The organism is Tabrizicola flagellatus (assembly GCF_008271465.1).
Classification (GTDB): domain Bacteria; phylum Pseudomonadota; class Alphaproteobacteria; order Rhodobacterales; family Rhodobacteraceae; genus Tabrizicola; species Tabrizicola flagellata.
Genome location: NZ_VMDU01000002.1, coordinates 176,485 through 193,080 on the forward strand (window position 1 = coordinate 176,485; position 16,596 = coordinate 193,080).

Annotated in this window: 23 protein-coding genes; 9 read left to right on the forward strand and 14 right to left on the reverse strand. The window is 67.4% G+C overall.

Annotated elements, in window-relative coordinates; all coding sequences use genetic code 11:
• The 7 genes from FL625_RS03940 (at position 1) to FL625_RS18035 (ending at position 5,368) form a co-directional block, all read left to right on the forward strand.
• Positions 1 to 933: an ABC transporter permease gene (locus FL625_RS03940; protein ID WP_149587327.1), complete on the forward strand. Its 933-nt coding sequence runs from the start codon at positions 1 to 3 to the stop codon at positions 931 to 933.
• A gap of 52 nt (positions 934 to 985) precedes the next feature.
• Positions 986 to 2,068 (forward strand): BMP family ABC transporter substrate-binding protein, encoded by a 1,083-nt coding sequence (locus FL625_RS03945; protein ID WP_149587328.1) that lies wholly within the window; start codon positions 986 to 988, stop codon positions 2,066 to 2,068.
• 107 nt (positions 2,069 to 2,175) lie between these two features.
• Complete coding sequence (locus FL625_RS03950) at positions 2,176 to 3,252, forward strand: NAD(P)/FAD-dependent oxidoreductase (RefSeq protein WP_149587329.1); 1,077 nt, start codon at positions 2,176 to 2,178, stop codon at positions 3,250 to 3,252.
• A gap of 61 nt (positions 3,253 to 3,313) precedes the next feature.
• Positions 3,314 to 3,658, forward strand: coding sequence for a carboxymuconolactone decarboxylase family protein (locus FL625_RS03955; RefSeq protein WP_149587330.1), 345 nt, complete (start codon positions 3,314 to 3,316; stop codon positions 3,656 to 3,658).
• A gap of 64 nt (positions 3,659 to 3,722) precedes the next feature.
• A complete protein-coding gene (locus FL625_RS03960; RefSeq protein WP_149587331.1) occupies positions 3,723 to 4,166 on the forward strand; it encodes an EF-hand domain-containing protein in 444 nt (147 codons plus the stop codon).
• An 86-nt stretch (positions 4,167 to 4,252) separates the two neighbouring features.
• Complete coding sequence (locus FL625_RS03965; RefSeq protein ID WP_435532693.1) at positions 4,253 to 5,044, forward strand: glycoside hydrolase family 25 protein; 792 nt, start codon at positions 4,253 to 4,255, stop codon at positions 5,042 to 5,044.
• A gap of 150 nt (positions 5,045 to 5,194) precedes the next feature.
• Positions 5,195 to 5,368: a hypothetical protein gene (locus tag FL625_RS18035; RefSeq protein WP_160147724.1), complete on the forward strand. Its 174-nt coding sequence runs from the start codon at positions 5,195 to 5,197 to the stop codon at positions 5,366 to 5,368.
• Here the strand turns inward: FL625_RS18035 and FL625_RS03970 are convergent.
• The 14 genes from FL625_RS03970 to ffh all read right to left on the reverse strand — a co-directional run bounded on the left by FL625_RS03970 (position 5,337) and on the right by ffh (position 14,513).
• Positions 5,337 to 6,146: a division plane positioning ATPase MipZ gene (locus tag FL625_RS03970; RefSeq protein WP_149587333.1), complete on the reverse strand. Its 810-nt coding sequence runs from the start codon at positions 6,144 to 6,146 to the stop codon at positions 5,337 to 5,339. The two genes, FL625_RS18035 and FL625_RS03970, sit on opposite strands and share 32 nt — an antisense overlap.
• A 142-nt stretch (positions 6,147 to 6,288) precedes the next feature.
• A complete protein-coding gene (gene rpmE, locus FL625_RS03975; protein WP_128514821.1) occupies positions 6,289 to 6,510 on the reverse strand; it encodes a 50S ribosomal protein L31 in 222 nt (73 codons plus the stop codon).
• A gap of 11 nt (positions 6,511 to 6,521) precedes the next feature.
• Entirely contained in the window at positions 6,522 to 6,896 is a 375-nt protein-coding gene (gene rplS, locus FL625_RS03980; protein WP_149587334.1) for a 50S ribosomal protein L19, read from the reverse strand.
• A 266-nt stretch (positions 6,897 to 7,162) separates the two neighbouring features.
• Positions 7,163 to 7,972, reverse strand: coding sequence for a tRNA (guanosine(37)-N1)-methyltransferase TrmD (gene trmD, locus FL625_RS03985; protein WP_149587335.1), 810 nt, complete (start codon positions 7,970 to 7,972; stop codon positions 7,163 to 7,165).
• 43 nt (positions 7,973 to 8,015) lie between these two features.
• Positions 8,016 to 8,981: a hypothetical protein gene (locus FL625_RS03990; RefSeq protein WP_149587336.1), complete on the reverse strand. Its 966-nt coding sequence runs from the start codon at positions 8,979 to 8,981 to the stop codon at positions 8,016 to 8,018.
• 60 nt (positions 8,982 to 9,041) lie between these two features.
• Positions 9,042 to 9,545: a ribosome maturation factor RimM gene (rimM, locus tag FL625_RS03995; RefSeq protein ID WP_149587337.1), complete on the reverse strand. Its 504-nt coding sequence runs from the start codon at positions 9,543 to 9,545 to the stop codon at positions 9,042 to 9,044.
• A 1-nt stretch (position 9,546) separates the two neighbouring features.
• Entirely contained in the window at positions 9,547 to 10,179 is a 633-nt protein-coding gene (gene bluB / locus FL625_RS04000; protein ID WP_149587338.1) for a 5,6-dimethylbenzimidazole synthase, read from the reverse strand.
• A 4-nt stretch (positions 10,180 to 10,183) separates the two neighbouring features.
• On the reverse strand, positions 10,184 to 10,549 hold the full coding sequence (gene rpsP / locus FL625_RS04005) for a 30S ribosomal protein S16 (RefSeq protein ID WP_149587339.1): 366 nt from the start codon (positions 10,547 to 10,549) through the stop codon (positions 10,184 to 10,186).
• A gap of 42 nt (positions 10,550 to 10,591) precedes the next feature.
• Complete coding sequence (locus FL625_RS04010; protein ID WP_149587340.1) at positions 10,592 to 10,888, reverse strand: chorismate mutase; 297 nt, start codon at positions 10,886 to 10,888, stop codon at positions 10,592 to 10,594.
• The gene (locus tag FL625_RS04015) at positions 10,885 to 11,457 is read right to left on the reverse strand and encodes a GNAT family N-acetyltransferase (RefSeq protein ID WP_149587341.1); all 573 of its coding nucleotides are present in this window, start codon (positions 11,455 to 11,457) and stop codon (positions 10,885 to 10,887) included. The genes FL625_RS04010 and FL625_RS04015 overlap by 4 nt, the downstream gene beginning before the upstream one ends.
• Entirely contained in the window at positions 11,454 to 11,942 is a 489-nt protein-coding gene (locus FL625_RS04020; RefSeq protein ID WP_149587342.1) for a GNAT family N-acetyltransferase, read from the reverse strand. The genes FL625_RS04015 and FL625_RS04020 overlap by 4 nt, the downstream gene beginning before the upstream one ends.
• Entirely contained in the window at positions 11,939 to 12,466 is a 528-nt protein-coding gene (locus tag FL625_RS04025) for a GNAT family N-acetyltransferase (protein WP_149587343.1), read from the reverse strand. Before FL625_RS04025 ends, FL625_RS04020 begins: the two co-directional genes overlap by 4 nt.
• Positions 12,463 to 13,005 carry a GNAT family N-acetyltransferase gene (locus tag FL625_RS04030; protein ID WP_149587344.1) on the reverse strand — a complete coding sequence of 181 codons (543 nt, stop codon included), beginning with the start codon at positions 13,003 to 13,005 and terminating at the stop codon, positions 12,463 to 12,465. Before FL625_RS04030 ends, FL625_RS04025 begins: the two co-directional genes overlap by 4 nt.
• Positions 13,002 to 14,513 carry a signal recognition particle protein gene (gene ffh / locus FL625_RS04035; protein ID WP_149587345.1) on the reverse strand — a complete coding sequence of 504 codons (1,512 nt, stop codon included), beginning with the start codon at positions 14,511 to 14,513 and terminating at the stop codon, positions 13,002 to 13,004. The genes FL625_RS04030 and ffh overlap by 4 nt, the downstream gene beginning before the upstream one ends.
• Positions 14,514 to 14,818: 305 nt before the next feature.
• Here ffh and FL625_RS04040 point away from each other — a divergent pair, with 305 nt between their 5' ends.
• Both FL625_RS04040 and FL625_RS04045 read left to right on the forward strand, forming a co-directional pair.
• The gene (locus FL625_RS04040; RefSeq protein ID WP_149587346.1) at positions 14,819 to 15,703 is read left to right on the forward strand and encodes a LysR family transcriptional regulator; all 885 of its coding nucleotides are present in this window, start codon (positions 14,819 to 14,821) and stop codon (positions 15,701 to 15,703) included.
• On the forward strand, positions 15,703 to 16,590 hold the full coding sequence (locus FL625_RS04045; protein WP_235019307.1) for a DMT family transporter: 888 nt from the start codon (positions 15,703 to 15,705) through the stop codon (positions 16,588 to 16,590). Before FL625_RS04040 ends, FL625_RS04045 begins: the two co-directional genes overlap by 1 nt.
• Positions 16,591 to 16,596: the final 6 nt, after the last annotated feature.

Below are 16,596 nucleotides of genomic sequence, written 5' to 3' on the forward strand. Positions count from 1 at the left end.
ATGGACTTTGGCGGCATCAATCCGGTCATCCTGATCGCAACGCTGATGGCCTCGGCCGTGCCGATCCTGCTGGCGGCGCTGGGCGAGACGGTGGTGGAGCGCGCGGGCGTGCTGAACCTGGGCGTCGAAGGCATGATGATCATCGGGGCGCTCGGCGGATTCGTCGTCGCGGTGCAGACGGGAAGCCCGGTGCTGGGGTTCCTCGGCGGGGCGGTCGCGGGGGCGGCGCTGAGCCTGATCTTCGCGCTTCTCACCCAGGTGTTCCTGGCCAACCAGGTGGCGACAGGCCTGGCGCTGACGCTGTTCGGGCTGGGGGTCTCATCGCTTGGCGGGCAGGGCTACAACGGGATCAAGCCGCCGCCGACCGGGCCGCTTCTGCCCGATGCGCTGGCGGACCTGCCGGTGGTGGGGCCGATCCTCTTCGGCCACGACTGGGTGGTCTATTTCAGCATCCTGATGACGGCGGTCCTGTGGTGGGTGCTGAAGGCGACGCGCGTGGGCCTGATCATCCGCGCGGTGGGCGAAAGCCACGAGGCGGCGCATGCGCTGGGCTACAAGGTCAACCGCATCCGGCTGGCCTGCATCGCCTTCGGCGGCGCGATGGCGGGGATGGGCGGGGCCTATGTGAGCCTTGCCCGGGTGCCGCAATGGGTGGACGGCATCACGGCCGGTGCCGGCTGGATCGCGCTGGCGATCGTGGTCTTCGCCAGCTGGAAGCCCTGGCGGGTGCTGATCGGCGCCTATCTTTTCGGCGGCATCACCGTCTTGCAGCTGAACCTTCAGGTCGCCGGCTCGGCGATCCCGGTCGAGTACTTGTCCATGGCCCCCTATCTGATAACCATCCTCGTGCTGGTCATCATGTCGGCCGGGCGGAAGGGCAAGGCGAGCGGGGCTCCGGCGAGCCTGGGCCAGAACTTTCACGCCTCGCGCTGAGGCAAACAACCGCGGGGCCGGAAAAGGCACCGCCACCAAGGGGAGTACGAGGATGAAACGGAGAAATCTGCTGGCGACCGCCGCGATGGGGCTGATGCTGGCCTCGGGGGCCTTCGCGCAGGGCATGGACAAGGTGAAGGCCTGCTTCGTCTATGTCGGCCCGATCGGCGACGGCGGCTGGACCTTCCAGCACCATGACGGCGCGATGCAGGTGAAGGCCGCCTATGGCGACAAGGTCGAGATCCAGTATCAGGAAAGCGTGCCGGAGGGCGCGGATGCCGAGCGCGTGCTGACCCAGATGGCGCTGGGCGGCTGCAACATCATCTTCACTACCTCGTTCGGCTACATGGACGCGACCAACGCAGTTGCCGCCAAGTTCCCCAACGTGAAGTTCGAACATGCGACCGGCTTCAAGCGAGAGCATCCGAACGTTTCCACCTACAACGCCCGCTTCTACGAGGGTCGCGCGATCCAGGGCCATATCGCGGGCAAGATGACCAAGACGAACAAGATCGGCTACATCGCATCCTTCCCGATCCCCGAGGTCATCATGGGGATCAACAGCTACTATCTGCACGCCAAGAAGGTGAACCCGGACGTGCAGCTGTCGGTGGTCTGGGCCTTCACCTGGTTCGACCCGGCGAAAGAGGCCGATTCGGCCAAGGCACTGATCGACCAGGGTGTCGATGTGATCGCGGCGCATACCGACTCGACCGCTCCGCTGGCCGAGGCCGCGAAGGTCGAGGGCGTGATCGGCTTTGGCCAGGCCTCGGACATGGCGGCCTACAAGGACGGGCCGCGGGTGACCTCGATCATCGACAACTGGGGGCCCTACTATGTGAAGCGCGTCGGCGCCCTGCTGGACGGGACCTACGAGCAGATCGACGCCTGGGAAGGGATCGCCGGCGGCGAGGTGCTGATCGGCGAGATCACCGACAAGGTGCCGGCCGATGTGAAGGCCGAGGCCGAGGCGATGCGCGACGCGATCGCGGCGGGGACCTATCACCCGTTCACCGGCCCGATCAACAAGCAGGACGGCAGCCCCTGGCTGGCCGAAGGACAGACCGCGCCGGATGGCGACCTTCTTGGGATGAACTTCTACGTCGAAGGGATCACCGGCGAGATCCCGAAGTGACAGGCGGCAGAGCGGGGGTTTCACACCCCCGCACCCCCGTGGGATATTTGGAGACAGATGAAAGGGCATGGGGTCTCCGTGCCCTTTCGTTTCGGGAGGGTTGAGGATTGGACGCGGATTTCCTGATCATCGGCGGAGGCATTGCCGGGATCTCGGCGGCGGCCAGGCTGTCGGAACTGGGGCAGGTCATCCTGCTGGAGGCCGAGGACATGCTGGCGCATCATGCCTCGAGCCGTTCGGCCGCGCTTTACGAGCCGCGCTACGGGGCGCCGGCGGTGGTTGGGCTGTCGATGGCGTCCGAGGCGCATTTCCGTGAGCTCCCGGGCGTGCTGAGCCCGCGGGGCCTGCTGCTGGTCGGCAAGGCGGACCGGGCCGAGGCTTTTGAACACGACCTGCGGGAAATGGATTTCGACCGGATCAGCGTGGAGGAGGCGCGGGCGATCGTGCCGATCCTGAACCCCGGGACAGTGGCGATGGCGGGCTATGCCGCCCATGCCGAGGATGTGGACACCGACCTGCTGGTGCAGGGGTTCACCCGCGAGGCGAAAGGGCGCGGCGCCCGGGTGCTGACGAAGGCAAGGGTCACGGCCATCGCCCGGGATGGGGCGGGCTGGCGCGTCTCCAGCACGGCGGGAGAGGTCACGGGGCGGATGATCGTCAATGCGGCGGGGGCCTGGGTCGATCAGGTGGCGGCGCTGGCCGGGGTCCGGCCGCTGGGCTTCACGCCCTATCGCCGCTCGATGGCGCGGATCCCGGCGCCGGGCGGGCATGACGTCAGCCGCTGGCCGATGATGTTCGGGCCGGGCGAGGACTGGTACGCCAAGCCCGATGCCGGGGCGCTGATCGTCAGCCCGGCCGAGGAGGATCCGATGGAGCCGCACGACGCCTGGGCCGACGACATGGTGCTGGCCGAAGGCCTCGCGCGCTACGAGGAAATGGTGACCGAACCGGTCACGCGGCTTCTGGCGAGCTGGGCGGGATTGCGCACCTTTGCGCCCGACCGGGTGCTGGTGATCGGGCCGGACCTGCGCGAGCCTTCGTTCTTCTGGCTGGCGGGGCAGGGCGGCTACGGGTTCCAGACCTGCCCGGCGGCGAGCCGGCTGGCGTCGGACCTGATCGGCGGCCGCGCGCCCGAGATCGGCGCGGATCTGGTGGCGGCGTTGTCCCCGGCCCGGTTCGGTTGACCTGCGTCAAGGCGGTCAATGCCGGGCGGTGCCATCCGGGGCACCGGCAAAGGAGGCCCCCATGACGCAAAGCTACAGCGAAAAGATCTCTGACATGCGGCGCGAGCTGCGCGCCCTCAATGCTCTGGTGCCCGAGACGGCAAAGGGCTTCGGCACCCTGTCGAAGGCAGTGAAGGACAATGGTCCGCTGAGCGTGAAGGAGAAGGAATACATCGCGCTGGGCATGTCCGTGATCCTGCGCTGCGAGCCCTGCATCAACTTCCACGTCGAGGCGCTGATGAAGGCCGGCGCGACCCGCGAGGAGCTGGGCGACGTGCTGGCCATGGCGGTGCAGATGGGCGGCGGACCGGGGCTGATGTATGCCGGTCATGCGCTGGCCTGCTGGGACGAACTGGCCAAGGCTTGACCGCGCGACGGAAACCGGGCATCGGAGCGTATGACAGTTGCAAACCTTCAAAGGAGTTTACCTGATGAAACCGATCCTTGCAGCCGCGGCTCTCGCGCTCCTTGCGGCCGGCCCCTCGCTGGCCCAGCAGGGCAATCCCGGCCAGCACTTCCTGGAACAGTGGGATGCCGATGCCGACGGCCGCGTGACGCCCGAGGAAGTCGCGTCCAAGCGGTCTGATGTCTTTGCGATGTTCGACCAGGACAGCGACCAGATCCTGTCGGCGGCCGAATGGGCGCTGGTGGAAGAGCACATGGCGCTGGAGATGGGCAACGGCGGTCAGGGCCACGGCATGAACATGGCCGCGCCCGGCAAGGCTGTGCACGAGGCGATGACGCCGAGCTTCAACGATGCCGATGGCAATGGCGAGGTGACAATGGCCGAGTTCGAGGCGGCCTCGGCCAAACTGTTCCCGATGATGGACGCCGATGGCGATGGCGCCGTGACCACGGCCGATTTCGCGCGCTGACGATCGGCAGCCAGCCGCAACCCGCTTTGCGAAGGGCATGACAAGGCCGGGCTTGTCCTGCACACTCCTCTGAAAAACGGAGCGGAGTGATGCGGGCAGGTCTGGCATTGATCGTGGCTGTAGTGCTGGCAGGCTGCGGTGGCACACGCGCACCGATGTCCGACCCGAAGGGCGACGAGGTTGTCGTGATGTCGTCGAACTTCGCTGATGCCAAGCCGACCGACTGGCCGGGACGCTCGCCCGACCGCTATCCGGTGCATGGCATCGATCTGTCTCGGTTCCAGACCCAGGTGGACTGGCCCACGGCGCGGGCGAATGGAGTCAACTTCGCCTTCATCAAGGCGACCGAAGGCGGCGACATGGTGGACCCGATGTTCGAGAGCCATTGGCGCGGCGCGGGTGCTGCGGGGGTCAAGCGCGGGGCATATCATTTCTTCTATCATTGCAGACCGGCGGCCGAGCAGGCGCGCTGGTTCATCCGGCATGTGCCGCGGACGCCGGGCGCCCTGCCGCCCGTCCTCGACATGGAATGGACGCCCTTCAGCCCCACCTGCACCCTCCGCCGGGACGGCGCCACGATTCGCGAGGAAGCGCGGATCTTTCTCGACATCGTCGAGCGGCACTACGGGCAGCGGCCGATGATCTACACCACCGTCGATTTCTTCCGGGACACCGAGCTGTGGCGGCTGAAAGGGGTGGAGTTCTGGCTGCGCTCGGTCGCGGATCATCCGCACGGGGTCTATGACGGAACGGCCTGGACCTTCTGGCAATACACCTCGACCGGGCTGATCCCGGGCATCGCCGGCAAGGTCGACATCAACGTCTTCGCGGGGTCGCACCAGGCCTGGGCCGGCTGGCTGGCACAACGATCCCTATGACAGTTCCGGGCGCCTTGCCCTATATGTGGCGAAATCGGATACAATCTGTCGCCAAATGAGCACAGACCCGACCCAGCATTTGACTTAAACTGCCTTAGTCCTGCCCTGCTTGCCGATGAATTATGGGACATCGAACATAGGACGCCCAAGATGGATAAGACGATCCGCATTTTGAAGAAACTGGGTCTTGGCCGTGCTCGCAAGACCGAAGAGGATACGCCGTTCGAAAAGCGCCTGAAGAAGGTGACCCGCATCCGCGTGGTCAACCAGCAGGGGCTTGGCGGACCGGTGTTCAAAAGCCGACAGCCAGAGACGGAAATCTGAGGCCCGTCATCAGATCGCGCAGTTCCTGTCGTGCCGCGATGTTCGACAGGTTCAACTGATCGACCCCGGTGTCCTTCAGATCCAGAAGCGTGAGGCCGCGCGGAAACAGTTCGCGAAAGATCACGCGCTCGGAAAAGCCGTTCAGCACGCGAAATCCGATGCGCCGCGACAGTTCTTCAAGCGCGGCGCCGACCTTCTTCTTGTTGTGCATCGCCTGCGTGCCAAGCCGGTTGCGGACGACGATCCAGTCGATAGGCGGCAAACCCGCCTGCGCCCGCATCTGCCGCGCGGCCCAGACCATCTCGGAATAGATCGATGGCCCCTTGATCCTGCCGGTCACACCATCCATTCGCGCCAGCAGGTCGAAGTCCACGAAACTGTCGTTCAGAGGCGTGATCAGCGTATCGGCCATGGTATGGGCCAGCTGGGACAGCCGCGTGTGGCTGCCGGGACAGTCGATCACGATATAGTCCATCTCGGCATGCATCGCCTCCACCGCGCGCGACAGCCGCAGGTCCTGGGCCTTCTCGCTGTGGCCTATGGAGGCGGGATCGACCTCGGGCAGTTCACGATAATCCGGCGTGGGCAGGGTCAGCCCTGCCTGGGCCATGTAGGCGCGCCGGTTCTCGATATAGCGGCCGAAGCTCTTCTGCCGCAGGTCGAGATCCAGTGCACCGACCTTCTGGCCGAGGCGCGACAGCGCGGTGGCCACATGCATGCAGGTGGTGGATTTTCCCGAGCCGCCCTTTTCGTTCCCGACGACGATGATCCGCGCCATGCTTTTCCCCGCCTTGCGTTCCGGGCGCTTTCTATGCGGGGGCAACGGCAGGGGAAAGCGGGATTTCGCCGATGATCGGCGGGCCGGAAAAGGAAAGGGCGCGTGTCGCCACGCGCCCCCTGTTCCGAAAGGATGAGCCGGATCAGAACCCCAGGCCGGCGTACTTGTTCTTGAACTTCGACACGCGGCCGCCGGTGTCCATCAGCTTGGCCTGCTGGCCGGTCCAGGCCGGATGCGCCAGCGGGTCGATGTCGAGCGACATGGTGTCGCCTTCCTTGCCCCAGGTCGAACGGGTCAGGTAGGTCGTCCCATCGGTCATCTTGATGGTGATCGTGTGATAATCGGGATGGGTATCGGCTTTCATCGTCCCGCTCCTTACTCGGCTTTTTCTTTGTAGTTCGCGACTTCCGCGATCCGGGCCGACTTGCCGCGGCGCGCGCGCAGGTAATACAGCTTGGCGCGACGCACCTTGCCGCGGCGGACGACCTCGATCGAGTCGATGTTGGTCGAGTAGAGCGGGAAGACCCGTTCCACGCCTTCGCCGAAGGAAATCTTGCGCACGGTGAACGAGGCGCCGAGCGTCAGGCCGCCCTTGCGGCCGATGCAGACACCTTCATACGCCTGCACGCGCGAACGCGAGCCTTCGGTCACCTTGTAGCCGACGCGAATGGTGTCGCCGGCCTTGAAATCCGGGATGGTCTTGCCGAGCGAAGCGATCTGCTCGGCCTCGAGCTGCGCGATGAGGTTCATGCGCCATTCTCCAGTTCTGCCTGCGGTGGTTTCCGCAGAGGTGATGCCGCGCCAGAGCTTTCGGTCTTCGCCCGGGTCCCCCTTGCCTGACGCAAGAAGCCCGCCGCAGGTGGCGCCTGCTTTTTGCTTTGCCGTCCCCGTGCGATGACCCTGCGGAAGAAGGCAGGCAAAGGGAATCGGGTCCGGCGGGCTATCGGCCCCGGACCGGGCGCGTATAGGGGCAAGGGGCGCGCGGGTCAAGGGGTGGGGAGGGATCGAAGTGCGCTCTAGCGCACCCTACGCTTGTCCCAAAGGTCCGGGCGGCGCGCCTGCGTCAGCTCTTCCGCCTTCTGGCGGCGCCACCTGGCGATCTCGGCATGGTTGCCCGATTGCAGGACGGCGGGAATCTCCTGGCCCTCCCACACGGCCGGCCGGGTGTATTGCGGGTGTTCGAGGAGGCCGTCCGAGAAGCTTTCCTCCTCGGTCGAGGCGGCGTTGCCGAGGACGCCCGGGATCAGGCGGATGGTGGCGTCGAGGATGGCCTGGGCGGCAATTTCACCCCCGGTGAGGACGAAGTCGCCCAGGCTGATCTCCTCGACCTGGTGGTGGTCGAGGACCCGCTGGTCCACCCCCTCGAACCGGCCGCAAAGCAGCGTCAGCCCGGCCCCCTTCGCCAGTCGGCGGGCCGTGTCCTGCGTGAAGGGCGTCCCGCGGGGCGAGAGGTAGATCACCGGCCAGCGCGCCCGATCGACGGGAGTGCCGACCCGGGCGTGGCGCAAGGCGGCATCCACCACGTCGGGGCGCAGGACCATGCCGGCGCCGCCCCCGGCGGGGGTATCATCGACATTGCGGTGCTTACCCTCGCCGAACTGGCGCAGGTCGATCGCCTCCAGCTGCCAGAGCCCGAAATCCAGCGCCTTGCCGGTCAGCGACAGGCCAAGGGTGCCCGGAAACGCTTCGGGAAAAAGGGTGATGACCTTGGCGGTGAAGGCATCCTTCACCAGCCGCGGTTCCTCCATGAGGTCGCGGGGCTGCAGCGTCGGCCGGACGTGGTAGCGGCCATGGCTTTTCATAGTGTTGGGGGCGTCGTCGGACATCCGCCGGAATTAGCGCGAATGGCCCGTCTGCGAAAGCCCCGGATCAGGCCCGGCGCACGCTGCGCTGGCGGAAGGGGACGGGTTCGGCCCTTGCCGGCGGGTCCACCTCGTCTGTCGCGGTGCCGGAGGCCACCGCGACGGCCCGCGCCAATGCCCGCAGGCCTTCGCGCAGGTCGGCTTGCAGATGCGCGGGCAGGTCCGAGTCCGGTGCCGCCTCTGCCGCCGCGCGCAATTCGGCCGGCGACGGGAAGTCATCGGCGCGGTTCGGAAACGCAGCGATCAGGGCCATCGCGCGGGGAACGTAAAGGCGCAGCAGGTCGAGATTGCCGGCGGCGATCGCGAAGGCCTTTGCCATCGAGCCCGAAACCTGACCCGGCGCGACGATCTCGGGCTCGGTCGCCCAAAGCAGCAAGCCTCGGCGCAGGGCGGCGTGGCTGCGGTCGGGCTTTGCCAGCGCCGCAGTCAGCGCGTCCAGCCGCAATTCGGCGGTGGGCACGTCGAGGACCTTCGCGACGGCTTCGGTGACCTCGGCGTCGCTGGCGCTGTCGGGAAGGTTCAGCAGCGGGATGACCGCCATCGCCGCCATGCCCACCGCATTCTCGGCATGGGCCGATTCGGCCTCCTCGTCGAGGAAGTAGCCCAAGCTGGCAGCCTCGCGCGAATCCCACAGCATGCGGCAGAGCGGAATCGCGATGAACGAGATCGACAGCGGCAGGATCGGATTGACTGCAACGGCATTGATGCCCGCAAGCCCGCCAAGCCCGCTGCCGATGCCGAAAAGCAGCGCCACGAGGACGATCTGCGACAGCACCTGGGCGAGGGCGGCAAGCAACGCGCTGCCGGTCAGCCATTCCTCGGGCGAAGAGGGCCATTGTTCCGGCCGGAGCACCATGAGCCAGACGACGAAGATCGCGGTGAATGGGGCAACCATGGTCCAGCCGAAGCCGCAAAGCCCGGCGACCAGCGGCCCGAGGTAGAGAAGTGCCGTCGCACCCTTCACAAGGCGCATGCGCGTGAACATGTCCCACCCTTTCCTGCGTGCCGGCCCCGGTTGGGCCACGCTGACCGATCACTCGGACTCGTCAGGCAGATCGACAACAATGCGCCCTGCTGCCAAGTCGACATTGGGGACGATTGCCGCGGTAAAGGGCAAAAGCAGGGCCGATTTATGACGGTTGGTCGATATTTCCAGAATGTCGCCCGCCCCATGGTTGTAGATGGCGGTGACCTTGCCGATCAGCTCTCCGCCCGTGTCGAAGGCGGAAAGGCCAATCAGATCGGCATGGTAGAACTCGTCGTCAGGCAGCGAGGGCAGCCGGTCTCGGGCCACGAACAGGCTGGTGCCGCGCAGGGCGTCGGCCTGTTCCTTTGTAGCGATTCCCCGGATGCGCGCGGCGAATCCGCCCGTGATCGGTCTGGTCAGGGTGATGTGGAACTCTTGCCGGCCGTCCTCCGACGACAGGGGGCCGTAGCTGGCGATGTCGCTGGGTTCGGAACAGAAGGACTTCAGCCGCACCTCTCCGGTGACCCCGAAGGCGCCAGCAATGGCACCGATGCAGATGCGATCGGACATCTCAGCGTATCTCCAGATGCAGGGACGGGGATCGCGACTCCCACCCTGCACGTTCCAGTTCGGGCACGGTATCCTCCTCTTCGGGCCAGCCGATGCAGAGATAGCCGATGAAACGCCAGCCGTCCGGCACGTCAAGATCGCGGGCCAGCCGGTGCGGATCGAGGATCGAGACCCAGCCGAGGCCGAGGCCCTCGGCCCGCAGCGCGAGCCAGAGATGGATGATCGCGCCGACAACTGAATAGGCGCGGGTCTCGGGCATGGACGCAGCGCCGAGGCCCGCGCCCTTAGCCGTCGTTTCGTCGCAGAAGACCGCCAGATGGATCGGAGCCTCGACCATGCCTGACAGTTTCAGCCGGCCGTAGGTCGCGGCGCGGTCGCCTTCGTAGCCCTCCAGCGCCCGCGCATTGCAGTCGCGGAAGTTGGCCAGACAGGCGGCGCGACGCTCCGGGCTGTCCACCCGCAGCAGGCGCCAGGGTTCCGAAAGGCCCACCGAGGGCGCCAGTCCAAAGGCCCGCAGGCCGCGGGCCAGCAGGTCTTCGGGCACCGGATCGGTGCGAAAGCGGCGCACGTCGCGCCGCCAGCGCATGAGCGCGGCCAGTTCGTCCCGGAAGGCGGGGCTGAACTGGCCGCGCATCGGATCACTCGGCAGCCGGTTCGGCGGCCGGGGCGGCAGAACGGGCGGCCTTCTTGGCGGCACGCTCGGCCATCGCCTTGCCGGGGGTGCCGGCCTTGGGGTTGTTGCGGACGGTCTTCGGACGGGCGCCGGCGGCTTCCAGGAAGCGGGCGACGCGGTCGGTCGGCTGGGCGCCCTGGCTCAGCCAGTGCTGCACGCGCTCCATGTTCATGACGACGCGCTTTTCGTCGTCCTTGGCGAGAAGCGGGTTATAGGTGCCCAGCTTCTCGATGAAGCGGCCGTCGCGCGGCATACGCGAATCGGCGGCGACGATCGAGTAGAACGGGCGCTTCTTGGAACCACCGCGCGCGAGACGGATCTTCATAGCCATTGCATTTCTCCTTCAGATGGCTGTTGACGGGGCAAGCCCCTGTTATTTCTGCAGTTTCTCGTGATGCCTGATGACTTCGCTGATGATGAAGGCCAGGAATTTCTTGGCGAGATCGGGGTCGAGGTCGGCCTCGGAGGCCAGCTGCTCCAGCCGCGCCATCTGCCGCGCCTCGCGATCGGGGTCCGAGGGCGGCAGGCCGTGCTCGGCCTTCAGCCGACCAACGGCCTGGGTGTGCTTGAACCGCTCGGCCAGCGTATAGACCAGGATCGCGTCCAGCCGGTCGATGGATTCGCGGTGCCCTTTCAGAAGCGTGGCGGCGCGGGTGATGGCGTCGGTCATCGGGCGGTCTCCGGCAGGTGGCGATAGACAAGGCAATCGTGGCCGATCGCGGCCTCGGCGACCGGGTCGCGGCTGGCGCCGAGGCGTTCCGCGACGGCGACCGAGGCGGTGTTGTCCGGGTCGATGTAGGAGACCAGGCTGGAAAACCCCTGCGTGGCGAAGAGCCAGGCGCGGGCGGCGCGGGCGGCTTCGGTGGCGATGCCCCGGCCTTCCGCGCCCTTGGCCACGACCCAGCCGAGTTCGACCTCGGGGTCGCCGTATTCGTGATTCACCGCCACCCCGCCGACCACCCGGCCCTCGCGGTCCTCGACCGTCCAGGGGCCGATGCCGCGCAAGGGCCACGAGGCGAGAAGCTGGCAGAAGTCGAGCCAGGCGGCCTCGCGGTCGTCGTCGGTCACCTCAGGCAGGTCGTCGTCGCAGAGAAAGCGGGCGAAGACCGGGAAGTCGCCGATGCGGGGCGCCCGCAGGCGCAGCCGTTCGGTCTCGATCACCGGGACCAGGGCGGCAAAGCGGTCGGCCCGGACAGAGCGCGGACCGGTGGCGGGCGCGATTTCCCAGGGGCGGGTCATGCGATCACCCCCCGGCCGTGCCGCCAGACCTGGGTCGCATCGCCATAGGGGTTGGCCGCCGCCGGATCGCGCGCTGCGCCCAGCCGGGCGGCCAGCGCCTGCGAGCGGGCGTTGTCCGGGGCGATGTAGCTGACGGCGGTGGTCCAGCCGAGCGGGCCGAAAGCATGGTCGCGCGCGGCGCTTGCCGCCTCGAAGGCATAGCCCTGGCCTTGAAGCGTCGCGTCCCAGAGCGTCCAGGTCAGCTCGCGTTCCGGGTGGCCTGCGGGGAAGAACGGACCGAAATGGCCAATGGGCCGACCTTGCAGCGTGGCGATGAAGCGACCGAACCCGCGCAGGGTCCAGTGGCCGAAGAAGGCGGCAAAATTGGTCCAGGCCGCGCCTTCTGACATCGGCGCGGTGGAGCGGGCCGACAGGCGATAGGCGCGGTAGGCGGGCCAGTCGCTGTCCTGCGGGCGGCGGAGGGTGAGGCGGGCGGTCTCGATCATGGCGCGGCCTCGGGTGACGGGTGGCGCCAGACGGTGACGGGCGCGCCCAGGAAGACGGTGTCGCGTTCCGGCACGCAGCCCAGGCGTCGTGCGAGCGCCTGCGACCTGTGGTTCGCCGGGTCGATGTAGCTGATCGGCGGACGGGCCGAGACGCGGGCGTGATAGTCCGCACGCGCGGCGCGCGCGGCCTCGAGCGCATAGCCCTTGCCCTCGAAGCCGTCGAAGACATGCCAGGCAAGCTCGGGCTCGTCCCAGCCGTCGTTGCAGATCATGCCGATGCGGCCGATGAACTCGCCGGCCCGCGTCTCGACCGAAAAGAGCCCATAGCCGCGCAGCACCCAGTGCCCGATGTTGGCCATCAGCCCGCGCCAGACCCAGAACCGGTCGCGCCCACCGCCGACGAAGGCAGACCGGGGGCTGTCGTTGAAGGCGAGCATCGCGGCAAAGTCCGCCTCGCGCGGTTCGCGCAGGATCAGTCGGTCGGTGGTCAGGGTGGGGATCGGGAGCGGGAAGGCGTAGGTCATGCGGCGGCCCCCGGCCCGGGATGGCGGTAGATCAGCGCAGGCTTGCCTGTCGGCGAGACCCAGTCCCGTTCGAAGGTTGCCCCCATGCGCAGGGCAAGCGCCATGGACCGTTCGTTGCCCGGCGCGATTACCGAGGTCAACGGCCCCCAGCCCAGAGCATTGTAGGCGTGGGTTCGGGCGGCAATGGCTGCCTCATACGCATAGCCCTTGCCTTCGTGGCCGGGATACAGCGCCCAGCCGATCTCGGGTTCCAGCCAGCCTTCGGGGTTCCAGAAGCCGACGTGGCCGATCGGCGCTTCGGAGGCATCGGTCACGGTCCACAGGCCGTAGCCGCGCAGATGCCAATGACCGATCTGTGCAGCAAAGGCGCGCCAAGCGGAGGCGCGGTCGAGCGGGCCACCGGTGAAGCGGCTGCGGTCTTCGGAATAGTAGGTTGCGTAGGCGTCGAAATCGTCTGCCCGTGGCGCGCGCAGGACAAGCCGTTCGGTCCGCAGGACCGGCACGGCATTGTCAAACTGGCGCGCAATCGGATGGATCATTTCTTCTTCATCAGCCCGCTCAGGCCCGCAGGCAGGGTGATGCCGAGCGGCAGGCCGCCGATGCCGGGGGGCAGCCCGCCGCCCAGCCCGCCCGCGCCCTGCTGGACGCCCTTGGCCAGTTCCGCAAGCTGCTCGGGCGACATCTTGGAGGGGTCGGGCATGCCGCCCTTGCCGAGGAACTGCTTGACGAGGTTCTTCATCATGCCGCCCTTGCCCATCTTCTTCATCATCTCCGCCATCTGCTTGTGCTGTTTCAGCAGGCGGTTCAGGTCGGCGACGTCGAGGCCCGCACCAGCGGCGATGCGCTTCTTGCGGCTGGCCTGCAGCAGGTCGGGGTTCGCGCGTTCCTTCTTGGTCATCGAATTGATCAGCGCGATCTGGTGGTGGAGCATCCTGTCGTTCAGGCCCGCGGCCTCGGCCTGGGCGGACATCTTGCCCATGCCGGGCATCATGCCCATCAGGCCCTGCATGCCGCCCATCTTCAGCATCTGCTCAAGCTGCATCTTCAGGTCGTTCATGTTGAACAGGCCCTTGGCGAAACGCTTGGCCATGCGTTCGGCCTGTTCGGCCTCGAAGGTCTCCTGCGCCTTCTCGACCAGCGCCACGATGTCGCCCATGCCCAGGATGCGGCCCGCGACACGTTCGGCCTCGAAGGGCTCGATCGCGTCCATCTTCTCGCCAAGGCCGACGAAGCGGATCGGCTTGCCGGTGATCGCGCGCATCGACAGGGCGGCGCCGCCGCGGCCGTCGCCGTCCATCCGGGTCAGGACCACGCCCGAGATGCCGACCTTGCCGTCGAACTCGGTGGCGACGTTCACCGCGTCCTGGCCGGTGAGGCCGTCGACGACCAGAAGCGTCTCGCGCGGCTGGGCGATATCGCGGACGGCCTGGACCTCGTCCATCAGGACTTCGTCGATGTGCAGACGACCGGCGGTATCCAGGAACAGCACGTCATAGCCGCCAAGGTTCGCCTGGGTCTTGGCGCGTTTTGCGATCTGCACCGCCGACTCGCCCTTGACGATGGGCAGGGTATCTACGCCGATCTGCGTGCCGAGGATCGCCAGCTGCTCCATCGCCGCGGGGCGGTTGGTGTCGAGCGACGCCAGCAGGACCTTCTTGCCGTTCTTTTCCTTCAGCCGCTTCGCGAGCTTGGCCGTCGTCGTGGTCTTGCCCGAGCCTTGCAGGCCGACCATCAGGATCGTCGCGGGCGGGTTGTCGATCTTGAGCGCCTCGGCCGGGCCGTCGCCGGACAGCACGCGGATCAGCTCGTCATGGACGATCTTGACGACCATCTGGCCGGGGGTGACCGACTTCGTCACGGCCGCGCCGGTGGCCTTTTCCGTCACGCGCTTGATGAAGTCGCGTGCGACCGGCAGCGAGACATCGGCCTCCAGCAGCGCCACGCGCACCTCGCGCAGGGCGGTGACGACATCGGCCTCGGTCAGCGCGCCCTGCTTGGTGAGCCGGTCGAAGACGCCGCCAAGGCGTTCGGAGAGACTTTCGAACATCGCGTCACCCTTTCAGACGTTTGCCCCGATATGGGGCGGCGGAACCCCGGTGCAAAGCGGAAGCGCACCCGTGGGCGCATCCGCGCTGACGGGTGGCGATCCCGGGCAATGCCCAAAGGACCGGAAGCGCAAGCCTCCGGGAAAACTGGGGGGCGGATACGCCTGCCAGGGCCGCGAGTCAAGCCCGCCAGGGCGGAACGCGGCGCATCGGGTCATCCGGGGCCAGCGACTGTTCCCGCCCGCATGCTTGTGCTGGCCGGCGATTTGCGCTGATGTGCGCATGCGCACAGGGAGTCGGAGGCGAGATGGAGAACTGGGACGAGATCCGCACCGCCTATCAGGTGGCGCGACTGGGCACCGTCTCGGGCGCGGCCGAGGTGCTGGGGGTGCATCACGCCACGGTGATCCGGCACATCGACGCGCTCGAGAAACGGCTGGGCGTCAAGCTGTTCCAGCGCCACGCGCGGGGCTATACGGCGACCGAGTCCGGCCGTGACCTCCTGGCCGTCGCACAGACCACCGAAGAGCAGTTCGCCCATCTGGTCAGCCGGATCAAGGGCCAGGGCGAGACGGTCTCGGGCGAGCTGGTGGTGACCTCGATCGCCGGGATCGCCGATCTGCTGACCCCTGTGATGGTCAGTTTCCAGGAGAAATGGCCCGATGTGCGGGTGCGCTTCCTGACCGACATGCGGCTGTTCCGTCTGGACTACGGCGAGGCGCATGTGGCGATCCGGGCCGGCAACGGGCCGGAAGAGCCGGACAATGTGGTGCAGCCCTTGGTGCGGGTGAAGGCGGGGCTTTACGGCGCGCGGTCCTATGTGGAACGGCACGGGAAACCCGCCTCGGAGGCCGAGTTCGGCGGACACCGCTTTGTCTGCACCGATGCGGACACGACGCGCGCGCCCTTCCATCGCTGGCTGCGGGCGACCGTGCCGCCGGAACAGATCGTCTATGCCGCGACCGAGCCCGCCGCCCTGGAAGAGGCGGTGCGGCAGGGTGCGGGGCTGGGGTTCATCATGACGCTGCGTGCGGCCGACGACCCGGATCTGGTCGAGATCCTGCCGCCGCGCCCGGAATGGGAGTCCGCGCTGCGCATCGTCACTCATGTCGATCTGCATCGGACGCGCAAGGTGCAGGCCTTCCTTGCCCATCTGAAAGAGGCCGCGAAGTCCTGGAAGTTCTGCACCTGATGCTTGACCGACTTTCGCAACCGGCGCGCGGGCATCTGGCGATGCTGGCGTTTTCGGCTCTGGTTGCAGGGTCCTTCTCGCTGGGGGTGCTGGCCGCGCCGCATATCGACCCCGGCGCCCTGTCGGTCGTGCGCTTCGTGCTGGCCGGGGTGCTGGTGGGGGCGGCAGCGCAGGCGACGACCGGCATCCCGCGCCAGGCGCTCCGGGCGCCCTGGCGCTATCTGGTGCTGGGCGGCCTCCTGGCCAGCTATTTCGTGCTGATGTTCGAGGGGCTGAAGACGGCCCAGCCGGTTTCGGCGGCGGCGGTGTTCACGCTGACGCCGCTGATGGCGGCGGGGTTCGGCTGGCTGACCCTGCGCCAGCGGCTGACGGGGCGGATGGCGCTGGCGCTGGCCATCGGGGCGCTGGGAGCGCTGTGGGTGATCTTCCGCGCCGACCTCGGGGCGCTCATGGCGTTCGAGATCGGGCGGGGCGAGGCGATCTATTTCCTGGGCTGCGTGGCCCATGCCGCCTATGCGCCCCTGGTGCGCAAGCTGAACCGGGGCGAGCCGGCGGTGGTCTTCACCTTCGGGATGATGCTGGCCGGCACCCTGCTTCTGGCGCTTTACGCCTGGCCGGCGGTGCTGGCGACGGACTGGGCGGCGCTGCCGGGCATCGTCTGGATCACGCTGGTCTATGTCGCGGTGGCCGCCAGCGCCCTGACCTTCGTCCTGCTGCAATATGCCAGCCTGCGCCTGCCGGCGGCGAAGGTGATGGCCTATACCTATCTTGTCCCCTCCTGGGTGATCCTGTGGGAGATCGCCTTGCATGGCGCGGTGCCGCCCGGCCTGGTGCTGGTGGGTGTGGGGCTGACCGTGCTGGCCCTGGGGCTCTTGCTGAAAGAATAGCGCAAG

Bases quoted from the DNA above. Each gene is read 5' to 3' on its own strand.
- FL625_RS03940 (WP_149587327.1), top strand. From the start codon at position 1: ATGGACTTTGGCGGCATCAATCCGGTCATCCTGATCGCAACGCTGATG.
- FL625_RS03945 (WP_149587328.1), top strand. From the start codon at position 986: ATGAAACGGAGAAATCTGCTGGCGACCGCCGCGATGGGGCTGATGCTG.
- FL625_RS03955 (WP_149587330.1), top strand. From the start codon at position 3,314: ATGACGCAAAGCTACAGCGAAAAGATCTCTGACATGCGGCGCGAGCTG.
- FL625_RS03960 (WP_149587331.1), top strand. From the start codon at position 3,723: ATGAAACCGATCCTTGCAGCCGCGGCTCTCGCGCTCCTTGCGGCCGGC.
- FL625_RS18035 (WP_160147724.1), top strand. From the start codon at position 5,195: ATGGATAAGACGATCCGCATTTTGAAGAAACTGGGTCTTGGCCGTGCT.
- FL625_RS03970 (WP_149587333.1), bottom strand. From the start codon at position 6,146: ATGGCGCGGATCATCGTCGTCGGGAACGAAAAGGGCGGCTCGGGAAAA.
- rpmE (WP_128514821.1), bottom strand. From the start codon at position 6,510: ATGAAAGCCGATACCCATCCCGATTATCACACGATCACCATCAAGATG.
- rplS (WP_149587334.1), bottom strand. From the start codon at position 6,896: ATGAACCTCATCGCGCAGCTCGAGGCCGAGCAGATCGCTTCGCTCGGC.
- trmD (WP_149587335.1), bottom strand. From the start codon at position 7,972: ATGTCCGACGACGCCCCCAACACTATGAAAAGCCATGGCCGCTACCAC.
- FL625_RS03990 (WP_149587336.1), bottom strand. From the start codon at position 8,981: ATGCGCCTTGTGAAGGGTGCGACGGCACTTCTCTACCTCGGGCCGCTG.
- rimM (WP_149587337.1), bottom strand. From the start codon at position 9,545: ATGTCCGATCGCATCTGCATCGGTGCCATTGCTGGCGCCTTCGGGGTC.
- bluB (WP_149587338.1), bottom strand. From the start codon at position 10,179: ATGCGCGGCCAGTTCAGCCCCGCCTTCCGGGACGAACTGGCCGCGCTC.
- rpsP (WP_149587339.1), bottom strand. From the start codon at position 10,549: ATGGCTATGAAGATCCGTCTCGCGCGCGGTGGTTCCAAGAAGCGCCCG.
- FL625_RS04010 (WP_149587340.1), bottom strand. From the start codon at position 10,888: ATGACCGACGCCATCACCCGCGCCGCCACGCTTCTGAAAGGGCACCGC.
- FL625_RS04015 (WP_149587341.1), bottom strand. From the start codon at position 11,457: ATGACCCGCCCCTGGGAAATCGCGCCCGCCACCGGTCCGCGCTCTGTC.
- FL625_RS04020 (WP_149587342.1), bottom strand. From the start codon at position 11,942: ATGATCGAGACCGCCCGCCTCACCCTCCGCCGCCCGCAGGACAGCGAC.
- FL625_RS04025 (WP_149587343.1), bottom strand. From the start codon at position 12,466: ATGACCTACGCCTTCCCGCTCCCGATCCCCACCCTGACCACCGACCGA.
- FL625_RS04030 (WP_149587344.1), bottom strand. From the start codon at position 13,005: ATGATCCATCCGATTGCGCGCCAGTTTGACAATGCCGTGCCGGTCCTG.
- ffh (WP_149587345.1), bottom strand. From the start codon at position 14,513: ATGTTCGAAAGTCTCTCCGAACGCCTTGGCGGCGTCTTCGACCGGCTC.
- FL625_RS04040 (WP_149587346.1), top strand. From the start codon at position 14,819: ATGGAGAACTGGGACGAGATCCGCACCGCCTATCAGGTGGCGCGACTG.
- FL625_RS04045 (WP_235019307.1), top strand. From the start codon at position 15,703: ATGCTTGACCGACTTTCGCAACCGGCGCGCGGGCATCTGGCGATGCTG.